This window comes from Paenibacillus sp. EKM212P (assembly GCF_011066115.1).
Lineage (GTDB): Bacteria > Bacillota > Bacilli > Paenibacillales > Paenibacillaceae > Paenibacillus > Paenibacillus polymyxa_B.
Window position 1 is genome coordinate 1 of record NZ_JAAMNR010000005.1, and the last position, 17,261, is coordinate 17,261.

Genomic DNA, 17,261 nt, shown 5'->3' on the forward strand with positions numbered 1-17,261 from the left:
TGGGGGTGGAAGTGCAGTAATGCATGGAGCTGACCAATACTAATCGGTCGAGGGCTTATCCTAAAAATAAAACGCAATGAGTTTCGGATCCAGTTTTCAGGGTGTAAGTTTTGTATTGTATAAGCTCAAGTGACTTATATGAAACAAGCGAACACACAGCATTTGACGATGCTGATTCCTGAAAAAGAATTTACGATGTAAATTCATGTTTGGTGGCGATAGCGGAGGGGTTCCACACGTACCCATCCCGAACACGACCGTTAAGCCCTCCAGCGCCGATGGTACTTGGACCGCAGGGTCCTGGGAGAGTAGGACGTCGCCAAGCAAGATAAAAGAGCACAGCCTTAACGGGCTGTGCTCTTTTTCCTATAACCGATTCATTTATCATTCACATGAAAGATCTTTCTCATGGATTCGGTCAAAAGTTGTACGGTATCCTGGTTGTCCTTTGTATAGTGGTGCTTAGTCAGCATTTTTAACTGAGGACAGTATTAACTGGGGAAGTTAATCTATTTCAACCTGTTCTGTCTGAAGGACACTCAAGGCTTGAAGTTTACGGGTAATTTCTTTTTGCCACTTGGTATCTCCGACTTGTACGGCAAGATTGAGAAGGTCCAAATAATCATCAATATGCAGGGAGGTTTTACTGAAAGTTTCTTTCACTGCGGTCCTGCCTCCTTTAAAGTCTATGTGTATTTATCATTTAATAATGATAATCATTATCAAAATATGATCTTATTCATATTATGCCTGTGTTCTAGATAAATTGCAAGTTATGATATGAATGAATTTTGAAGCACGCAAATGAGGGCTTGAAAAAACAAACCCTTCTCCTTAAGTTCACGCATTGTTCACGTCTTTTCTATGGAACATAATGAAAAGAACAAGCGGGCATTGAGTGTCCACCAATAAGGAGGGCAAATTGCGCAATGCTTCAACAAGAGGAGGAAAAGGACCATGAGCAGAACAAAAATGAAAGCGTTTGCCGTTGTGATGGTGAGCGCCTTGGCATTGACGCTGGCAGCTTGTAATAACGGACAAAGCGCAAGTCCGGGAAATTCAGGAGAACCGAGCAGAAGCACCGAAATGAAAGATGTTACGATTACCTTTCAGAACATTAATCCTGATCCGAGCACCCCTTCGTATAAAATGATTAAGCAAATTGTAGGTCAATACGAGCAGGATCATCCTCATGTCAAAATTGAATTGGATTCGCTAAATACAGATCAACAAAAGCTTAAGCTGAAGACACAGGCAGCGGCGAAGGAAGTACCTGATATCACGATTGTAAACCCAGCTGCACAGATGAAGCCATTCGTAGATGCCGGGCTGCTGGCTCCATTAAACGATGTGGCTGATAAAGAGGGGTTAAAAGATACATTTCAGAATGGACTTCTTAATTACTATAGTTTCGACGATAAGCTCTACGCTTTTCCGGATGGCAACAATATAGAAGTGGTGTTTTACAATAAGGAACTGTTCAAGCAGGCGGGAATCCAGAAGTTGCCGACCACCTTTGACGAGCTGATTACGACGGTCAAAACGCTGAAGGCGAAGGGTATTACTCCGATTGCCATTGGGGAAAAGGATTCATGGACGGGGTCTCTCCTTTTTATGAACATTTTGTTGCGTACGAATGAAGGACCGAATTTTCTCAATGATGTACTGGACGGCAAAAAGACGTTTAACGACCCGGCTTTTGTGGAAGCGGTGGATGCATTTCAGGAATTGGTGCAGGCAGGAGCTTTCCCGGATGGAGCTACATCTATTGACTACAATGCAGGCGGTAATATTTTTAAAACAGGAAAAGCCGCGATGTATATCATGGGTACATGGGAAACGGGGTCAATTGATGCTTCTTCGGTAGCGGGTAAGGTAGGAGCGTTTCAATTCCCTACGGTGAATGGCAAGGGTGATGTGAATGAGTATGTAATTGCGCCGGGCAGCGCATTTGCAGTATCTGCGAACAGTGAACATTTACAGGAAACGAAGGATTTTCTGCACTATTTTATTAAGGAGATGCCCAAAATTCAGTTTGATCTAAAAAATGCGATTGGCAGCGGTCAGAAAATGAAAGGTGATCTGAAGGAAGCGGGCTACTCCGAGTTAGCGATTAGTCTTAATGAGCTGTTCAAGAATGTAAAAGGGGGCGATCTCGCTTTTGATAATACGATGAATCCGGCTATTGCGCAGGCGCATCTGAGTAGCATTCAAAACCTGTTCGTGCAAAAGGAAGACTCTGCACAAGTTGCCAAGGAACATCAGAACACTTTTGAAGCGAATAAATAAGTGAGGATTTTGCAAAAATCCAATAAGCGACTCCCAATGAACAATATATAGATCGAAATGGCCTAGTTCGTCTAGATATTGCACTTTGGAGCAACTGGAATCGAATTTTACAAAATCCTGAAGTAGCAGGCACTAGGGAGGGGGCGAAATGCTCCTTCCCTGATTGGAAATCATGTAGGTTGTGCATCCTCAGAAGATGTTCAGAATCAACACAAAGGAGATTAGAGCATGAATGTACTGAAGATGCCAGCACGTACCATTGCCGTTTTCGTGCTACCCTGCCTGTTGTTGTATACCTGTATGGTATTTGTTCCGATTCTGGTGTCGGTGTATTGTGGATTGCTGGATTGGAACGGTATTGCCGAGGCAAAGTTCGTGGGGCTGGCTAATTTTGAGCGGATTTTTACAGCAGATTCAGTATTCTGGCCATCCGTGAAACGGACTATGATGTTTGCTGTGTTTTCCATGCTGGAGATTCCGTTCTGTCTGCTGCTGGCGATCTTGCTTAATCGTTATGTGCGTAAGGCCAATACGCTGGTTACGATGTATTTTCTGCCGGTTATTCTGTCGGTGGTCATTATCGGGCAGCTGTGGAAGACGATTTATAATCCGGCCTCGATGGGTGGAATGCTGAACGGTATTTTGATGGCGATTGGGCTGAAAAGCTGGACACGCTCATGGCTGACGGAACCGCAGATAGCGATGTACGCCCTCTATTTTGTATCGTTGTGGCAGTATTTTGGCTATCATTTGCTTATCCAGTTTACCGGGGTGCAAAATATACCGAATGAGCTGTACGAAGCAGCCAAAATTGATGGAGCTGAAGGATTCAAAGCAGACCGCTATATTACGCTGCCGCTCATTGTACCTATTTTCAAGATATCAATTGTATTAGCATTTATCGGCTCCCTGCAATCGTTTGATTTGATCTGGGTGATGACGGGTGGAGGACCAGCCCATGCGACGGATACAGTATCCACGTATATGTACAATATGTCCTTTTTATCGATGAAATACGGATATGGCAGCGCATTGGCTTCAATTCTCGTAGTGATTTGCTTGTCATTTACATTTGTGATAAATTTTGTTTTCAAACGAATCGAAAATAAGGTAAGCTAAAGGAGATGGAACTGTTGAATGCCTTGAAAAAAACGGGAGTCTTTTCCTTATTAGCAATCTTAATTGTCACGCAGCTGTATCCACTCTTTTGGCTGCTGACCTATTCGTTGAAGACGAATGAAGAGATATTGAGCTCCAGCTTCTTTGCACTCCCTCAAGTGCCTCAGTGGCACAACTATCAGGAAGCCTATGAATCAGGGAGCTACTTGCGTTATTTAGGAAACAGTGTGCTGGTGACCGGGGTTACGATGATTTTCGTCATTTTATTAAGCTCGATGACTGCTTATGCGATTACACGTTTTCGTTGGCGCTTCGGGGCTGTTGTGCTGACTTTGTTTCTGATCGGGATGATGATCCCGATGCAAGCCACACTGCTGCCGCTGATGGTGGTGTTTAAAAACGTCCATATTCTGAATACGTATTTCTCACTGATTTTACCCTACATTGCTTTTCAGACACCGATTGCGGTCTTCATCCTATCCGGCTTTATGCGGTCCATTCCCCACGAAATTGAAGAATCCGCTTACATTGACGGAGCAAGCATTTATCGTATTTTCCGCAGTGTAATCTTACCCATCTCGATTCCGCCTATCATGACGGTATGTATTTTAACTTTCATTAACATCTGGAATGAATACATTATGGCTGCCACCTTTATCTCATCCGAGAAGCTCAAAACTCTCCCTTTCGGCGTATATACGTTCGTCAGCCAGTATTCTGTGAACTACGGTAATATTGGTGCTTTTCTAGTCATGGGTGCCTTACCGGTCATTATTATTTATTTTGTTCTGTCCGAAAATATCACCAAGGGCATGGTTGCGGGAGCGGTTAAAGGATAGGCGGCCGATGCGAAAGGAGCGCACGGAGGTATGATGCGCCGTTTTCAATCCATTCAATACCGCTTGTTTGTTCTGTTCCTATTGAGCATGTCCGGCATTGTGCTGGCAGTCAGTCTATTATTTTACAACCGTACTACGGTGCAGTTCCATGATAAGGTCAGCGAGCTGGCGCGTAAAAATGTATCCCAGACGGCAGGCCTATTCGAATTGCTACTCGGCAGCTATAACAGTCTCTCCAAATCGATCAGCAACAATATGGATTTGGTTCGTCTGTTGACGACGGATAGTAGTGATTTACCTGCTGTCAATTACATCAACGAACGTACGATTACGAATATTCTGGGGGCTATCTATTATTCGCGTGAGGATCTGATTGGCATCCATGTCATCACAGACACAGGCAAGGTATATAACTATGGCAATTATATGAATGTCATTGATACTCATTACGAACATACGGAATGGTATAAGGAAATTCGAAAGTCGGCGGGCAAAATTGCATGGCTGGGCGTGTATCCTCACTCTGTCATTGATCAGGTGGAAACCAGACCCGTGTTTGCGTTTGGGCGGCAGCTCTATGATCTGGATGAACACAAGCCGATTGGTATTGTCCTGTTTGAGGCTGAGCCGCGTTCTGTTTTGTCCGCTCTCCACAATTTGCGGTTAGGCACCAATAGTCAGGTATATTTGTTGGGTCATGAAAATCGAATTGTGTCGGCCACTTCCTCTGATCCGCCACCGGATTTGCAAAATCTAGAGCAGCAGGTACCGGAGGAGGATGTTATTGTAAATCGAAGTAATGAAAGAGTTGTAATCGCTTCCAAGTTGCCGTTTGCCGACTGGTCTGTGATTAGTGTGACACCTAGTGAGGATCTGAACGTGGAGCTGGTGCAAAATCAAAGGTACTTATTTATCGTGGCACCTATACTTATTATTGTGTCGGCGTTAATTGCATCTATCGTCTCCAGGGGCATCTCCCTTCCACTCAAGCGAGTCATTCGGGAAATGAAGCGGGTAGAGACAGGAAATTTCCGTCATACGGTAAACACCAAATCCTATGAAGAAATCAATCAACTAGCTACCTCTTTTAACCATATGGTAAGACGGATTGCAGAGCTAATCGAGCTGGTGCGTATATCATCGGTCAGTGAAAAAAATGCGGAGCTGCACGCGCTACAGACGCAGGTCAATCCACATTTTCTGTATAATACGCTGGATATGATCTATTGGATGCTGGATGAAAAGGGACAAGATCAGCTCGGAGAGGTGGTTCTCTCCTTATCCCATATGTTCCGTTACAGCAGCCATTGGGAAGAGGGGACCGATGTAAGCCTTCGTGAAGAAGTGGAGCAGGTTGGCCACTATCTTACCATTATCCAAGCCCGGCTGGAGGGCAGGGTATCCGTAGACATCAATATTGAAGAACGATGGATGGATATCCGCTTGCCGAAAATGACCTTACAGCCATTGATTGAAAATGCGGTGAAGCACGGACTGGAGCCTCTTCATGCGGATACAGGTGGCAAGTTGCTCGTCAGAGCGGAGGAATATGGCGGTGTATTGAGCCTGCACATCATCGACAACGGTGCAGGGATGGAGTACGAACGATGGGAGGTGGTCCAGGTCGCTTTGGCAGAACCCGGCAAACAGGCGGGCAGCGGGCAGGCGGGAGGCATCGGCCTGCAAAACCTAAATTTACGGCTACGGCACATGTTCGGAGAAGAGTACGGCCTACGGATCTCTAGCGCACCTGGGGCCGGAACAACAGTCACTGTAAGTGTGCCTCTGCCACAGAAGGAGGAGAAACATGAATATTCTGATAGCTGACGATGAAAATATGATTCGGCAGGGGATTCGGCGTACCATTGGCCAAGCTCTACCAACCTGCGGCATTCATCTCGCTGCTTCCACCGAGGAGGCAGCAGGCATTCTGGCGGAGCATCCTGTAGATATTGTATTAACTGATATCCTGATGCCCGGTATGGATGGTCTGGAATTCATGCGTATTTCTAAGCGAAAGCATCCTCATCTGCAGTGGGTTGTCATTTCGGCCCATTCCGACTTCCATTATGCACAAAGAGCAGTAAAGCTGGGTGCCAAAGACTACCTGTTAAAGCCGATTGGTAAAAGAAAGCTACTGGAATGCATTGAAATACTGGCAGCCGAAGCGCTTGTGGCCTCGCAGCAGGCGAACGAGGGTAGGCTTCTCAAATCCAATATGGTTTATTTGCGTGAAGCCGTTTTCCAACGCTATGCCCTTGGACTGGACACGGGCAAGCTGGATATACAGCCTTTTGTCGAAAATTATCCAGAATTCCATCTCTTCATGGTTCGCATGGAACCTGATCACAAGCAGACGCATCTGGAGCATTTTATGATTGAAAATGTACTGTCCGAGCTCATTGAGGCAGGAGGCAGCGGCTTTGTCGTCAGTCTAGACCGCCATAGTCTCCTGGGCATTGCAAGGCTAAGGGATGAGGCAGAGGCCGCACGGCTAGAGACGTTGCTCGAATCCCATTTGAAGCGTTATGTGAAGGTGCCCCTACAAATTACACGTTCGGGTGTTCATCACAATTTTGCCTCCATACCTGAAGAGGTGGCGCGACTAAGACGTACGCCAGAGGAGATTGCAGCCGCAGCAGCGGATACAGGAGAATGTCTCCGCAAAGGCATGCATACGGTAGATGTGGCATTGCAATACATTCGGGCTCACTTTACAGAGGAGCTGTCGCTGGAGAAGGTGGCTTCAATCGTATTTTTGAATCCGGTGTATTTCAGCCAGTTATTCAAGCAAAAGATGGGACAAGGCTACAAGGATTACGTCATTTGCTTGCGTATGGAGGAGGCGAAGCGGCTGCTCAGTGATCCTCATCTGCGGCTGGCTGATATTTCAGAGCGGATCGGTTATCAGGATATGAGGCATTTTACACAGGTATTCCGGCGCAAATGTGGAATGACTCCAACCGAGTATCGACATCAAGGAGTCAAATAAGGCGGTATCAACGACCGAATGAAGGAAGTTCTTCAAGCATCAGACTGTTTCAGGAGTAGAGCGGTAGAGCATCTACTCGGGAGCAGTCTTTTTCGTGTCTCCAGCTTGTAGCAGTTCAACAAATTTGCGAGCTGCATTGGATAAATAACGATCTTTGCGCCATACGACGGCAGGCCGTGTGAAGGGGAATGGCTCCTTAATGGAGAGTGTGCGAAATCTGTCCCCGTATTCTTGTCCCAAGCCAGCGTCTGGAATAATGGTAATTCCCATGCCTGTGGAAACGAGCGAGAGAATGGTCGATATTTCTGGACAGTCTAGTACGACGCGCGGAATAAGATGGTGTTCCTGAAATTTGCGGATGACGGTTTCGTATAGTCCGTGTCCTTCTGTTCGGCGTCCCAACAAGAGGTCATAGCTGGCAGCTTCCTGTAATGTAATTTCCCCACTGGGATGGCGATCTGCCCATTCACACGGAAGAACCGCAACAAAAGAAACGCCCTCCAGTTCAATCGTATGGTACGATTTGTCATCTACCGGAAGCAGCAGCAGGGCCAGATCAACTTTATTTTGGTGTAACAGCTCTTCCAGATGATGTGTGTCTCCGTGTCCTATTTTAACGTATACCTCTGGATAAACCTGATGAAAGCGACTGAGTTGTTCAGTAATCAGAGACATACAGGCGGATGACGTGCCTATAGCAAGTGTGCCGGTTACTTTGTTTTCAAACTCCCCAATTTCTCTACAGGTGTCCTCCATTTCAGCCAATAATCGTTTGGCGCGTGTATACAGTGTATACCCGGCCTCGGTAACTTCCCACTTCTTTCCTTCACGGTAAATCAGCTTTACGCCAAGCTCGTCCTCCATATTTTTGAGTTGTTGACTCAGTGGAGGCTGGGCCATGTTGAGCGTTCTGGCGGCCTTGGTGATTTGCCCTTCCTCCACGATGACGCAAAAGTAATGCAGATGCTTCAAGTCCATTGGGGATTCCTCCTCATTTCTAAACAACGCTTCGATTTGAATACTTTTAAAGTATGCATTACATATATTATATATATTTTTCGTGTGCAGGGAACGGGCGTATAATTTTTGACAGTAATGCATGGGTGAACATAAAACGATGGGATGGAAGGAGGGGACATATGAAGAAAATCATTGTAGGAATATCGGGAGCGACAGGGTCGATTTTTGGTATCCGTATATTACAACAATTACGAGAGGCTGGAGTCCAAAGCCATCTGGTGCTATCCCCGTGGGCTATTGCGAACATCCCCTATGAGACAGGCTACACGGTGAAGGAAGTGGAGGCAATGGCGGATGCGGTCTACTCGTATAAGGATCAGGCTGCGCGTATTTCCAGCGGCTCCTTTCGAGTAGACGGCATGGTCGTCGCTCCTTGCAGCATGAAGACCCTTGCCTCCATTCGTATTGGTATGGCGGACAACCTGCTTACCCGATCAGCGGATGTGATACTGAAGGAGCGAAAGAAGCTGCTGCTCATGACCAGAGAAACACCATTAAGCAGTATCCATCTGGAAAATATGTTGGAGCTGTCACGTATGGGCGTGATGATCCTGCCGCCGATGCCTGCCTTTTATAATCATCCTGCAAGTATCGAGGAATTGGTGGATCATATTGTTTTTCGTGCATTGGATCAGTTCGGTATTGTCACAACCGCAGCCAAACGCTGGGATGGAATGAAGCAGAATGACTCCAGGCTGCACCAGAATTGAGAAATCGAAAGACGAAGGAGAATGAATGATGGCCTATAAAGATTTCCGCGATTTTCTACACACCTTGGAAAAGGAGGGACAATTACTCACGATCAGCGATGAGGTAAAGCCGGAGCCGGACCTCGCAGCAGCTAACAGAGCATTAAACAATCATGGAGATAAGACGCCTGCTCTCTTTTTCAACAACATCTATGGATATACGGATGCTCGTATTGCAATGAATGTGATGGGCTCCTGGCCCAATCATGCCCTCATGATGGGAATGCCCAAAAACACGCCGCTCAAGGAGCAGTTTTTTGAATTTGCCAGACGCTATGAACAATTTCCGGTGCCCGTGAAGCGGGAAGAAACCGCTCCTTTTCATGAAGTCGAGATTACAGAGGATATTAATTTGTTTGATATTTTGCCGCTGTTTCGTTTGAATCAGGGGGACGGAGGGTTTTATCTGGATAAAGCAATTCTAGTTTCACGCGATCTGGATGACCCGGACACCTACGGTAAGCAAAATGTCGGTTTGTACCGGATGCAGGTAAAAGGCAAGAACCGTTTGGGCATCCAGCCTGTACCACAGCATGATATTGCGATCCATATCCGTCAGGCTGAGGAGCGCGGCGAAAATCTGAAGGTCGCTATTGCCCTCGGATGTGAGCCTGTGATTACAACGGCTGCTTCTACGCCGCTGCTGTACGATCAATCCGAATATGAGATGGCGGGCGCCATTCAGGGTGAGCCTTACCGTGTGGTCAAAGCGAAGGATGCAGATTTGGATCTGCCTTGGGGAGCTGAGGTCATTTTGGAAGGCGAAGTGTTAGCAGGTGAACGTGAGTATGAAGGTCCATTCGGTGAATTCACAGGTCACTATTCCGGCGGTCGCGCGATGCCAGTCATTCAGATTAATCGTGTATATCACCGCAAACAGCCTATCTTTGAGCATCTGTACATCGGGATGCCTTGGACGGAAACGGATTATATGATCGGTGTGAATACAAGTGTACCGTTGTTTCAGCAGCTTAAGGATGCTTTTCCTAATGAAATCGTAGCCGTTAATGCCATGTATACGCATGGGCTGGTCGCTATTATTTCCACGAAAACCCGGTATGGCGGCTTTGCAAAGGCTGTGGGAATGCGTGCGTTAACAACTCCGCATGGATTGGGGTATTGTAAGCTCGTGATTGTGGTGGATGAGGAGGTCGATCCGTTCAATCTGCCGCAGGTCATGTGGGCTTTATCCACCAAGCTTCATCCAAAGCATGATGCTGTCATTGTTCCTGGCTTGTCTATTTTACCGCTTGACCCCGGCTCTGATCCGGCAGGTATGACTCACAAAATGATACTGGATGCGACGACACCTGTAGCACCGGATATTAGAGGCCATTACTCGCAGCCGCTCGATTCCCCGTTGGGTGTAGCAGAATGGGAGAAAAAGTTGAGCCAAATGCTTCGTTGAATATTTTTAAAAATAAAGAAAGATTAAAGGAGTGCTGACAGATGCATATTTGTCCCCGTTGTGAATCTAATCGTTCGGAGGTTGTTACCCGCTCGCCAGTTAAAGGCGCCTGGGAGGTTTTGTTGTGCCCTGTATGCCTGTTCACATGGCGGACCTCAGAACCGGATAGCATTACTGATCCAGCAAAGTATAAATCGGCGTTCAAGGTAAACCCCCAAGATATTCCGAATGCTGCTCATGTTCCTCCTATTCCAGAGCGGATATAGGGTCGTTCGTAAGTAGCCGTAAATTATGGTACTTTGAAGTTATAGGCCAAATGTAAAGGGGATTATACTTCATGCAGACACCAAGGATCGGTAAGGAACTGTTCACGCTACTGGACGGTAAGGTATTGGAGGACAAGCAGCATGAAGCAATGATGCTGCTGACGGTCACGGAAGATCAGTGGCCGCACATAGCGATGATTAGTGTGGGCGAAGTTGTAGCGCTGGACGAGGGGAATTTGCGTCTGGCACTATGGCCAGGCACGACCACGACGGGCAACATGATTCGTACCGGGAAGGCGACGCTTGCGGTGTTTACCGGGGGGAAGGCGCATTATGTGCGGTTGTCGCTGGAACATCTGCCTGCTTTGCCCGAAGCCAAGCATGTACGTGAGCGATTTGCGGCTCATGTTGTTGCATCCAGAGAAGATTCGGCCCAATATGCGGATATCTTGACGGGTGTCACGGTCCGTCTCAAGGAACCGGAATCGGTGATCCATCGTTGGAAGGAAACGGTGGCCGAGCTGTTAATGTAAAGCCATCTGATTATGACAAATAATCTATGTATTTACCAAGTTTACCGTTAAAATAAATGCGGGGAATAAGCGCTTACAAGGGATCGCGCTGAGCTTGTTGGAACAGGAAATTAGAGCGCGAGGGGAAGCCTGTTTCTTTTGAAGGAAAAATAGGAGGGATGAATATGTCTCGTTTTGACAAAGTAGATCAGCTATTGAAACATTTCGTAGCAAATGGGCCAGCAGGTTGCGGTTGTGCCATTGCCCAGAATGGTAAAGTGTTGTATGAAGGATATCATGGATATGCTGATCTGGAAGCCCGAAAGCCAATCACTGAGGATACAGTGTATCGCTTGTTTTCCATGACAAAAGTTGTTGTCTGTGCGGCTGCACTTATGCTGTACGAACGCGGGCAATTTTTGTTGAATGAGCCTTTGTATGAATATTTTCCCGAATATCGTAATGCGCATGTATTCAAAACCGCTCCTAACGGATACACCTATGTGGATAAGGCGGAGAATCCCATTTTAATTAAGCATATATTCAATATGAGTGTGGGTCTTCCTTACGCTTCCGAGCCTTCAGAGACAGGACGGGCAATGCAAAAGGTCCTTAGAACGTTAAAGGAAAAGCAGGGGAAATATGATCTGCGCACAGAAATTAAAGCGCTTTCTGAGATTCCACTTTCATTTGAGCCGGGAACACGCTGGTTATATGGATATGGACATGACCTGGTTGCAGGTCTTATTGAAGTGATTTCAGGTAAATCATTAGGGCAATTCCTAAAGGATGAAATATTTGATCCGCTTGGAATGAACAATACAGGTTACCGATATTGTGGAGATATTGAATCGCGAATGGCCTCCTTTTACCAACGGACAGACGCCGGAGAACTAGAGAAAATAGAGGGTTTCTTGGATGAATATCATCAGCCAGATGCTCTATATGAAAGTGGGGGCGCAGGTCTGTATTCGACAGTTAACGAGTACCTTACATTTTCACAAATGCTGTCGAATGGAGGTATGGTAGATGGTGTGAGGCTATTAGGGAGGAAAACCATTGATTTAATGCGCACCAATCATCTGAATACAGATCAATTATTGGATTTTACTAATTCATATCATACAGGTTATGGTTACGGACTGGGCGTGCGCACGTTAATTGATAAAGCGGCTGGGCATGCAAATAGTTCTATTGGAGAATTTGGCTGGACGGGAGTAGCAGGCACTTGGGTTTCTATAGATCCAAGCGAACAATTCTCCGTCGTTTATATGCACCAACTGGCTCCTAATATGGAAGAATACCATCATTTGAGAGTTCGCGCAGCAGCTTATAGCTGTTTGTAAATGCGAGGTTGTGGGTCTGTTGGGTAAACTCTTCACTATGGCTCTGAAGCTACACAAATTGTAATGTCTAATCTTTATCAGAAATGATCTAGTTAATAAGGACCAAATTTCCTTCGAAGCCTAAACTATTCTTTTCCATATGACGACATAAAACGTAGGTGTAAGGATTTTGCGAAATCCTTAATTTAAGTTTTGGAATGGGAGGGAATTAGATTTTGAAGAATAGATGGTCCGGTTTTCTGGCGTTGGTCATCCTGATTTCAAGTTTTACATCATATGCAGGGTTTGCATCTGCTGCGGATGCGGTGCTTTCCAAGATTGTCCTTTCCTCTAACGAGGTAACTTTGCAGCAGGGAGATACGGCTGCGTTGACGGCTACTGCTGTTTTTAGCGATGGGACAACCTCGAATGTAACCGTAAGCACGGATTGGAAAAGTGATAATACAGCTATTGCTACTGTGTATAATGGTACAGTTTCGGCCAAGGCTGAAGGGGAAGCCACCGTGGTTGCGACCTATAAAGAGAAGGTGCAATCGGTTCAGGTACATGTAACGAAAAAGGTTAAGGCGCTGACATCCAGTGTACAAAGCCTGAACTTGCGTTCAAGCGGTACAGGACAGGTTGATTTGACAGCGACATACAGTGATAATACAACAGCTCAGGTTTCGGGTGATGCTACTTGGACCTCCGATAATCAAAAGGTAGCCACAGTAGTTAACGGATTGGTTACCGCTCAGGGAGCAGGTACAGCCAATATTAAGGCCGTATATGGTCAACAGACCGTAACCATTGCTGTGCAGGTGGAGCAGGTTAAACGTCTTGATGTCAGTTCATCAGAGGTTTCTCTTTTGTTGAAGGATACTGAGAAGGTTAAACTTTCAGCGACGTTCCCGGATGGATCGGTACAGGACGTGACAGAGTCCGCCGAGTGGAGTTCCAGTAATGCAGCCGTGGCGGATGTACTGAAAGGCACTATTACCGGCTATAGTGCGGGGAAGGCGACAATTACAGGTAAATATGGCACGATGTCTGCTACGATTTCGGTGGATGTCGATCAAACGAATAAGCTGAAAGCCAGTGAATCCAATATTTTTCTCCGTCTGGATGAATCTAAAAAAGTACAAGTTTCTGCCGTTTATCCGGATGGGACGGTAACGGATATCACAGATAAAGCTACTTGGACATCAAGTGATGAAAAAATTGCGACTGTGAATAAGGGAACGATTATGGCGATTGGAGCGGGTTCGGCTACGGTGACCGCTAAGTATGGAGATAAGACCGTTTCGATCAAGACAGATGTCGAAACCTCCAGATATCTGGATTTGAGTGAGGACAAGCTGAGCCTGAATGCCAAGGAATCCAAAAGGCTCAAGCTGACCGCAACGTATGTAACAGGTACGGAAGAAGATATCACAAGTAAGGCAGAGTGGAAGTCCAGCAATGAAGACATCGCTTTTGTCAGTGCGGGAGAAGTCACGGGTTATAAAACAGGTGAGGCTACGATCACCGCTTCTTATGGTGGCAAAACAGTTACAGCTACGGTATCCGTAAATGTACCCGGTGATCTGTCTTTGTCCTCCAAAACGGCAACGATTGATATTGATGAGGACTATACTGCAACTTTGACGGCTACTTATGCGGATGGACGTAAAGAAGATGTAACACAGGATGCAGAATGGACTTCAAGCGCAGAAGATATTGCCTCTGTGTCCAAAGGAACGATTACGGGTAAATCCGCTGGTAAAGCGGTTATTACAGCGACCTATAATGGCAAAAAACTGACGATTAACGTGCAAGTAGGCCTTGTAGACCGTCTGGAAACAGACTCGCGTGTAATTGCGCTTGGTGCTCAGGAAACGAAGCAACTGAAAGTAACAGGAGTTAAGAGTGGCGGTACAAAAACAGATGTAACTAAGGACGCCACCTGGACAACTAGCAATGTAAAAGTGGTTGAGGTTAGCGAAGGTTTGATCAAAGCGAATGGTAGCGGTAAGGCAACGGTGACTGCTTCATATGGCAAGCAAAACATTACGTTTACGGTAGAAGTGGACGTAGCGCAAAAGATTGAAGCGGATGCAATCGCGTTGTCACTTAAATCCGGAGATCAAAAAACCATCGCGATTGTGGTTAAATCGAGTGATGGTAAAGAAAAGGACGTTACGGCCCAAGCTGAATGGAAAACGTCTAATTATAAGGTAGCCACTGTTAAAAAGGGTCAGGTTACTGCGGTTAGCTACGGTAAAGCTAACATTCAGGCGAAGTTTGGCGGGAAGGTAATCAGCGTACCCGTGGATGTTGATACGCTTAAATATCTGCAAACAGACGAAGTTGCTTTGAATTTGAAGGCAGGACAGCTGGCCAAGGTTACGGCTACAGCCACGTATAAGGATGAGTCGGAGAAGGATGTTTCCAAACCGGCTGTCTGGTCCTCGTCCAGAATTGTTGTTGCGACCGTCAAAGACGGTAACATTAAGGCACAGGGCAAGGGCAAAGCAGTAATTACTGTGAAATATGCAGGTAAAATGACGAAGATACAGGTAACCGTTCAGTAAAAAAGAGAGCAAGCATACGTCCAAGGACGACATGCTTGCTCTTTTTTTTAAGGAGGCTACCGCTTATAAATTATGACTTATCCTTCTTGGTCGGTGTGTTGCGTGTAAGTGATTCGGTCAAACGCTTGCCAGTCGGCGTCTGAGCCAAGCCGCCTTTGGCGGTCTCGCGGTGCTTCGACGGCATCGCACTGCCGACTTCAAGCATCACGTCAATGACTTCGTCAGACGGAATAGCGCTGCGCACACCCGCCAAAGCCATATCCGCTGCGGCAAGCGCAGTCACGGCTCCCAGCCCGTTGCGCACGATGCACGGAATCTCCACGAGTCCAGCGACGGGGTCGCAAATCAGGCCGAGTGTGTTCTTAAGAGCGAGGCCCACGGCGTGAACAGCCTGTTCAGGCGTACCACCACGCAGCTCGACCATAGCGCCAGCAGCCATCCCGATAGCTGAACCAATCTCAGCCTGACAGCCTCCCTCCGCGCCAGAAATGAAGGAGTTGTTGGCGATCACGTAGCCAATGGCTCCAGCGGCGAACAGGCCGTTCACCATATGCTCATCATCCCAGCCGAACCGCTCCTGCGCACTGATGAACACACCAGGGATAACCCCACATGAGCCTGCGGTAGGCGTGGCGACAATGCGACCCATGGATGCATTAACCTCCGACACGGAGAGGGCATAAGCCATGGCGAGCGCGGAGGCATCACCGGAGCAGGTTTCCCCTGACCGCAGATACTCGGCTAGGCGCTTGCCGTCACCGCCTGTCAATCCACTGCGGGATACGGTGTCTTGTGTTTGACCGCGATGAACGGCTTCCTTCATGACTTCATAATAATCAGACATTTGGCGAAAGATTTCTTCCTCCGTTGTATTCGTCTCTTGTACCTGCTCTTGAATCATCAAGCGGCCAATTGTGGTGGATTCTTCAGCGCATAAAGCGCTGATTTCATGTAGATGGCTAAACCGCATCGGATTCAGCTCCTTTTTTCAAATTAATCATCTTAATTTCATACATATGAGGTAAAGAACGCAGTTCCGCAATCAGTTCAGCCGGAGCAGAACTGTCCGTTTCAATGGCGGTGAGTGCTTCACCATCCCGGCCTTTGCGATCTACGTGCATATAGGCAATGTTAATGTGGGCCGCGCCCAGCGCTGAAGTTATCGCGCCCAATGTACCGGGCTTATCCGAGTGGAGAAGCACCAGCGTAGGCAGCTCCCCGGTCAGATTGACCCGGAATTCGTTAAGCTGCTGGACATGGATGCTGCCGCCGCCGATGGAGGAGCCCAACAGTGTGCGCTGATCCTCGCCCTTCCACAGCTCGAAACGGACAGTGTTCGGATGAGGCGCGGGGAGTCCGCTGACGGCGAATTCCACGGCCATCCCGGCTTGCTCTGCCCATTGCTCGGCATCCGGAATCCGGTGATCGTCCGTATCGTAATTAAGCAGCCCTGCGATGAGCGCCAGGTCTGTACCGTGTCCTTTATACGTGTCGGCAAAGGAGCCGTACAGTGTCATGCGGGCACGGTCAGGCTGCGTCCCGAGCCAGTGCCGGGCAACGCGTGCGAGCCGCACCGCGCCTGCGGTGTGTGAACTGGAAGGTCCGGTCATGGCCGGACCGATAATAGAAAATACATCTTTGAAACGCATGGTGTGGCCCCCTGTATGTTCTAATACCATACTATATGGTATTTCCGCGTCTTTGCGCGGTTATGACGGTTCCTAATGCTGACGCACAATGTAAGCACAAAAAAGGACAGGATAAGGAAGTTTCCCTTATCTCTGTCCTCGTTACCTGAGAGTTTCGTGCGGTGTTCTTACCGCCTTACCCCTTGGGTGGCTTGCGCTCTCTCCAGAGTTGCGTCAGATGACGATACATGGACCTGAGAGATTATCCGCCAGCCGGGTGCTGGCGTCTTGCTCCTTCGGTGCCGCCAGAGCGTAGGCTCCCTGGACAGACTCTCCCGTCATCTTCATTCGCGTATACCGTTCTACATGTCTTTCTTAGCGTAATGTATGCCGTGCTCGGTGTCAATCACAGGTTTAATTTTTACATAAACAGGTGCGTTCCCAATAAAAAAGATTAAAATTTACATAATTATGGATGAAATCAGGAAGGAATTAGAAGATTGGCGGCTAATCTGATAAAGGACAAGTATATTTATGGAAA

General features: G+C 47.2%; 15 protein-coding genes, 1 rRNA gene and 1 riboswitch. Of the genes, 12 read left to right on the forward strand and 4 right to left on the reverse strand.

From position 1 onward, the window contains the following. Positions 1 to 208: 208 nt before the first annotated feature. Positions 209 to 325, forward strand: a 5S ribosomal RNA gene (rrf, locus tag G9G54_RS15595). A gap of 179 nt (positions 326 to 504) precedes the next feature. Here the strand turns inward: rrf and G9G54_RS15600 are convergent. Next, on the reverse strand, positions 505 to 663 hold the full coding sequence (locus G9G54_RS15600) for a hypothetical protein (protein WP_165147892.1): 159 nt from the start codon (positions 661 to 663) through the stop codon (positions 505 to 507). Positions 664 to 957: 294 nt separating this feature from the next. Between G9G54_RS15600 and G9G54_RS15605 the strand changes: the two genes are divergently transcribed. The 5 genes from G9G54_RS15605 (at position 958) to G9G54_RS15625 (ending at position 7,239) form a co-directional block, all read left to right on the forward strand. Continuing rightward, the gene (locus tag G9G54_RS15605; protein ID WP_165178763.1) at positions 958 to 2,289 is read left to right on the forward strand and encodes an extracellular solute-binding protein; all 1,332 of its coding nucleotides are present in this window, start codon (positions 958 to 960) and stop codon (positions 2,287 to 2,289) included. A 228-nt stretch (positions 2,290 to 2,517) separates the two neighbouring features. Beyond that, positions 2,518 to 3,408, forward strand: a complete 891-nt coding sequence (locus G9G54_RS15610; protein ID WP_165178764.1) for a carbohydrate ABC transporter permease — start codon at positions 2,518 to 2,520, stop codon at positions 3,406 to 3,408. A gap of 14 nt (positions 3,409 to 3,422) precedes the next feature. Further along, the gene (locus tag G9G54_RS15615) at positions 3,423 to 4,247 is read left to right on the forward strand and encodes a carbohydrate ABC transporter permease (protein ID WP_165178765.1); all 825 of its coding nucleotides are present in this window, start codon (positions 3,423 to 3,425) and stop codon (positions 4,245 to 4,247) included. 30 nt (positions 4,248 to 4,277) lie between these two features. After that, positions 4,278 to 6,074 (forward strand): sensor histidine kinase, encoded by a 1,797-nt coding sequence (locus G9G54_RS15620; RefSeq protein ID WP_165178766.1) that lies wholly within the window; start codon positions 4,278 to 4,280, stop codon positions 6,072 to 6,074. Beyond that, entirely contained in the window at positions 6,055 to 7,239 is a 1,185-nt protein-coding gene (locus G9G54_RS15625; RefSeq protein ID WP_076159136.1) for a response regulator, read from the forward strand. Before G9G54_RS15620 ends, G9G54_RS15625 begins: the two co-directional genes overlap by 20 nt. Positions 7,240 to 7,311: 72 nt before the next feature. On the opposite strand, the gene G9G54_RS15630 is transcribed toward G9G54_RS15625, so the two are convergent. Continuing rightward, complete coding sequence (locus G9G54_RS15630; RefSeq protein WP_165178767.1) at positions 7,312 to 8,217, reverse strand: LysR family transcriptional regulator; 906 nt, start codon at positions 8,215 to 8,217, stop codon at positions 7,312 to 7,314. Positions 8,218 to 8,378: 161 nt separating this feature from the next. Between G9G54_RS15630 and G9G54_RS15635 the strand changes: the two genes are divergently transcribed. The 6 genes from G9G54_RS15635 to G9G54_RS15660 all read left to right on the forward strand — a co-directional run bounded on the left by G9G54_RS15635 (position 8,379) and on the right by G9G54_RS15660 (position 15,092). Further along, entirely contained in the window at positions 8,379 to 8,969 is a 591-nt protein-coding gene (locus tag G9G54_RS15635) for a flavin prenyltransferase UbiX (protein WP_013369033.1), read from the forward strand. 28 nt (positions 8,970 to 8,997) lie between these two features. Continuing rightward, a complete protein-coding gene (locus G9G54_RS15640; protein ID WP_165179023.1) occupies positions 8,998 to 10,416 on the forward strand; it encodes a non-oxidative hydroxyarylic acid decarboxylases subunit C in 1,419 nt (472 codons plus the stop codon). A 41-nt stretch (positions 10,417 to 10,457) separates the two neighbouring features. Further along, positions 10,458 to 10,682, forward strand: a complete 225-nt coding sequence (locus tag G9G54_RS15645) for a non-oxidative hydroxyarylic acid decarboxylases subunit D (protein ID WP_028541239.1) — start codon at positions 10,458 to 10,460, stop codon at positions 10,680 to 10,682. A 71-nt stretch (positions 10,683 to 10,753) separates the two neighbouring features. After that, positions 10,754 to 11,215, forward strand: coding sequence for a pyridoxamine 5'-phosphate oxidase family protein (locus G9G54_RS15650; protein WP_068941003.1), 462 nt, complete (start codon positions 10,754 to 10,756; stop codon positions 11,213 to 11,215). 164 nt (positions 11,216 to 11,379) lie between these two features. Continuing rightward, positions 11,380 to 12,540, forward strand: a complete 1,161-nt coding sequence (locus tag G9G54_RS15655; protein WP_165178768.1) for a serine hydrolase domain-containing protein — start codon at positions 11,380 to 11,382, stop codon at positions 12,538 to 12,540. Between the two features lie 215 nt (positions 12,541 to 12,755). Next, positions 12,756 to 15,092 carry an Ig-like domain-containing protein gene (locus G9G54_RS15660; protein WP_165178769.1) on the forward strand — a complete coding sequence of 779 codons (2,337 nt, stop codon included), beginning with the start codon at positions 12,756 to 12,758 and terminating at the stop codon, positions 15,090 to 15,092. 70 nt (positions 15,093 to 15,162) lie between these two features. On the opposite strand, the gene sdaAA is transcribed toward G9G54_RS15660, so the two are convergent. Together sdaAA and sdaAB are read right to left on the reverse strand one after the other, a co-directional pair. Further along, a complete protein-coding gene (gene sdaAA / locus G9G54_RS15665; protein ID WP_013308429.1) occupies positions 15,163 to 16,062 on the reverse strand; it encodes an L-serine ammonia-lyase, iron-sulfur-dependent, subunit alpha in 900 nt (299 codons plus the stop codon). Further along, a complete protein-coding gene (gene sdaAB / locus G9G54_RS15670) occupies positions 16,052 to 16,741 on the reverse strand; it encodes an L-serine ammonia-lyase, iron-sulfur-dependent subunit beta (protein ID WP_013308430.1) in 690 nt (229 codons plus the stop codon). The genes sdaAA and sdaAB overlap by 11 nt, the downstream gene beginning before the upstream one ends. A 211-nt stretch (positions 16,742 to 16,952) precedes the next feature. After that, positions 16,953 to 17,068, reverse strand: a riboswitch (glycine riboswitch). Between the last annotated feature and the right edge of the window lie 193 nt (positions 17,069 to 17,261).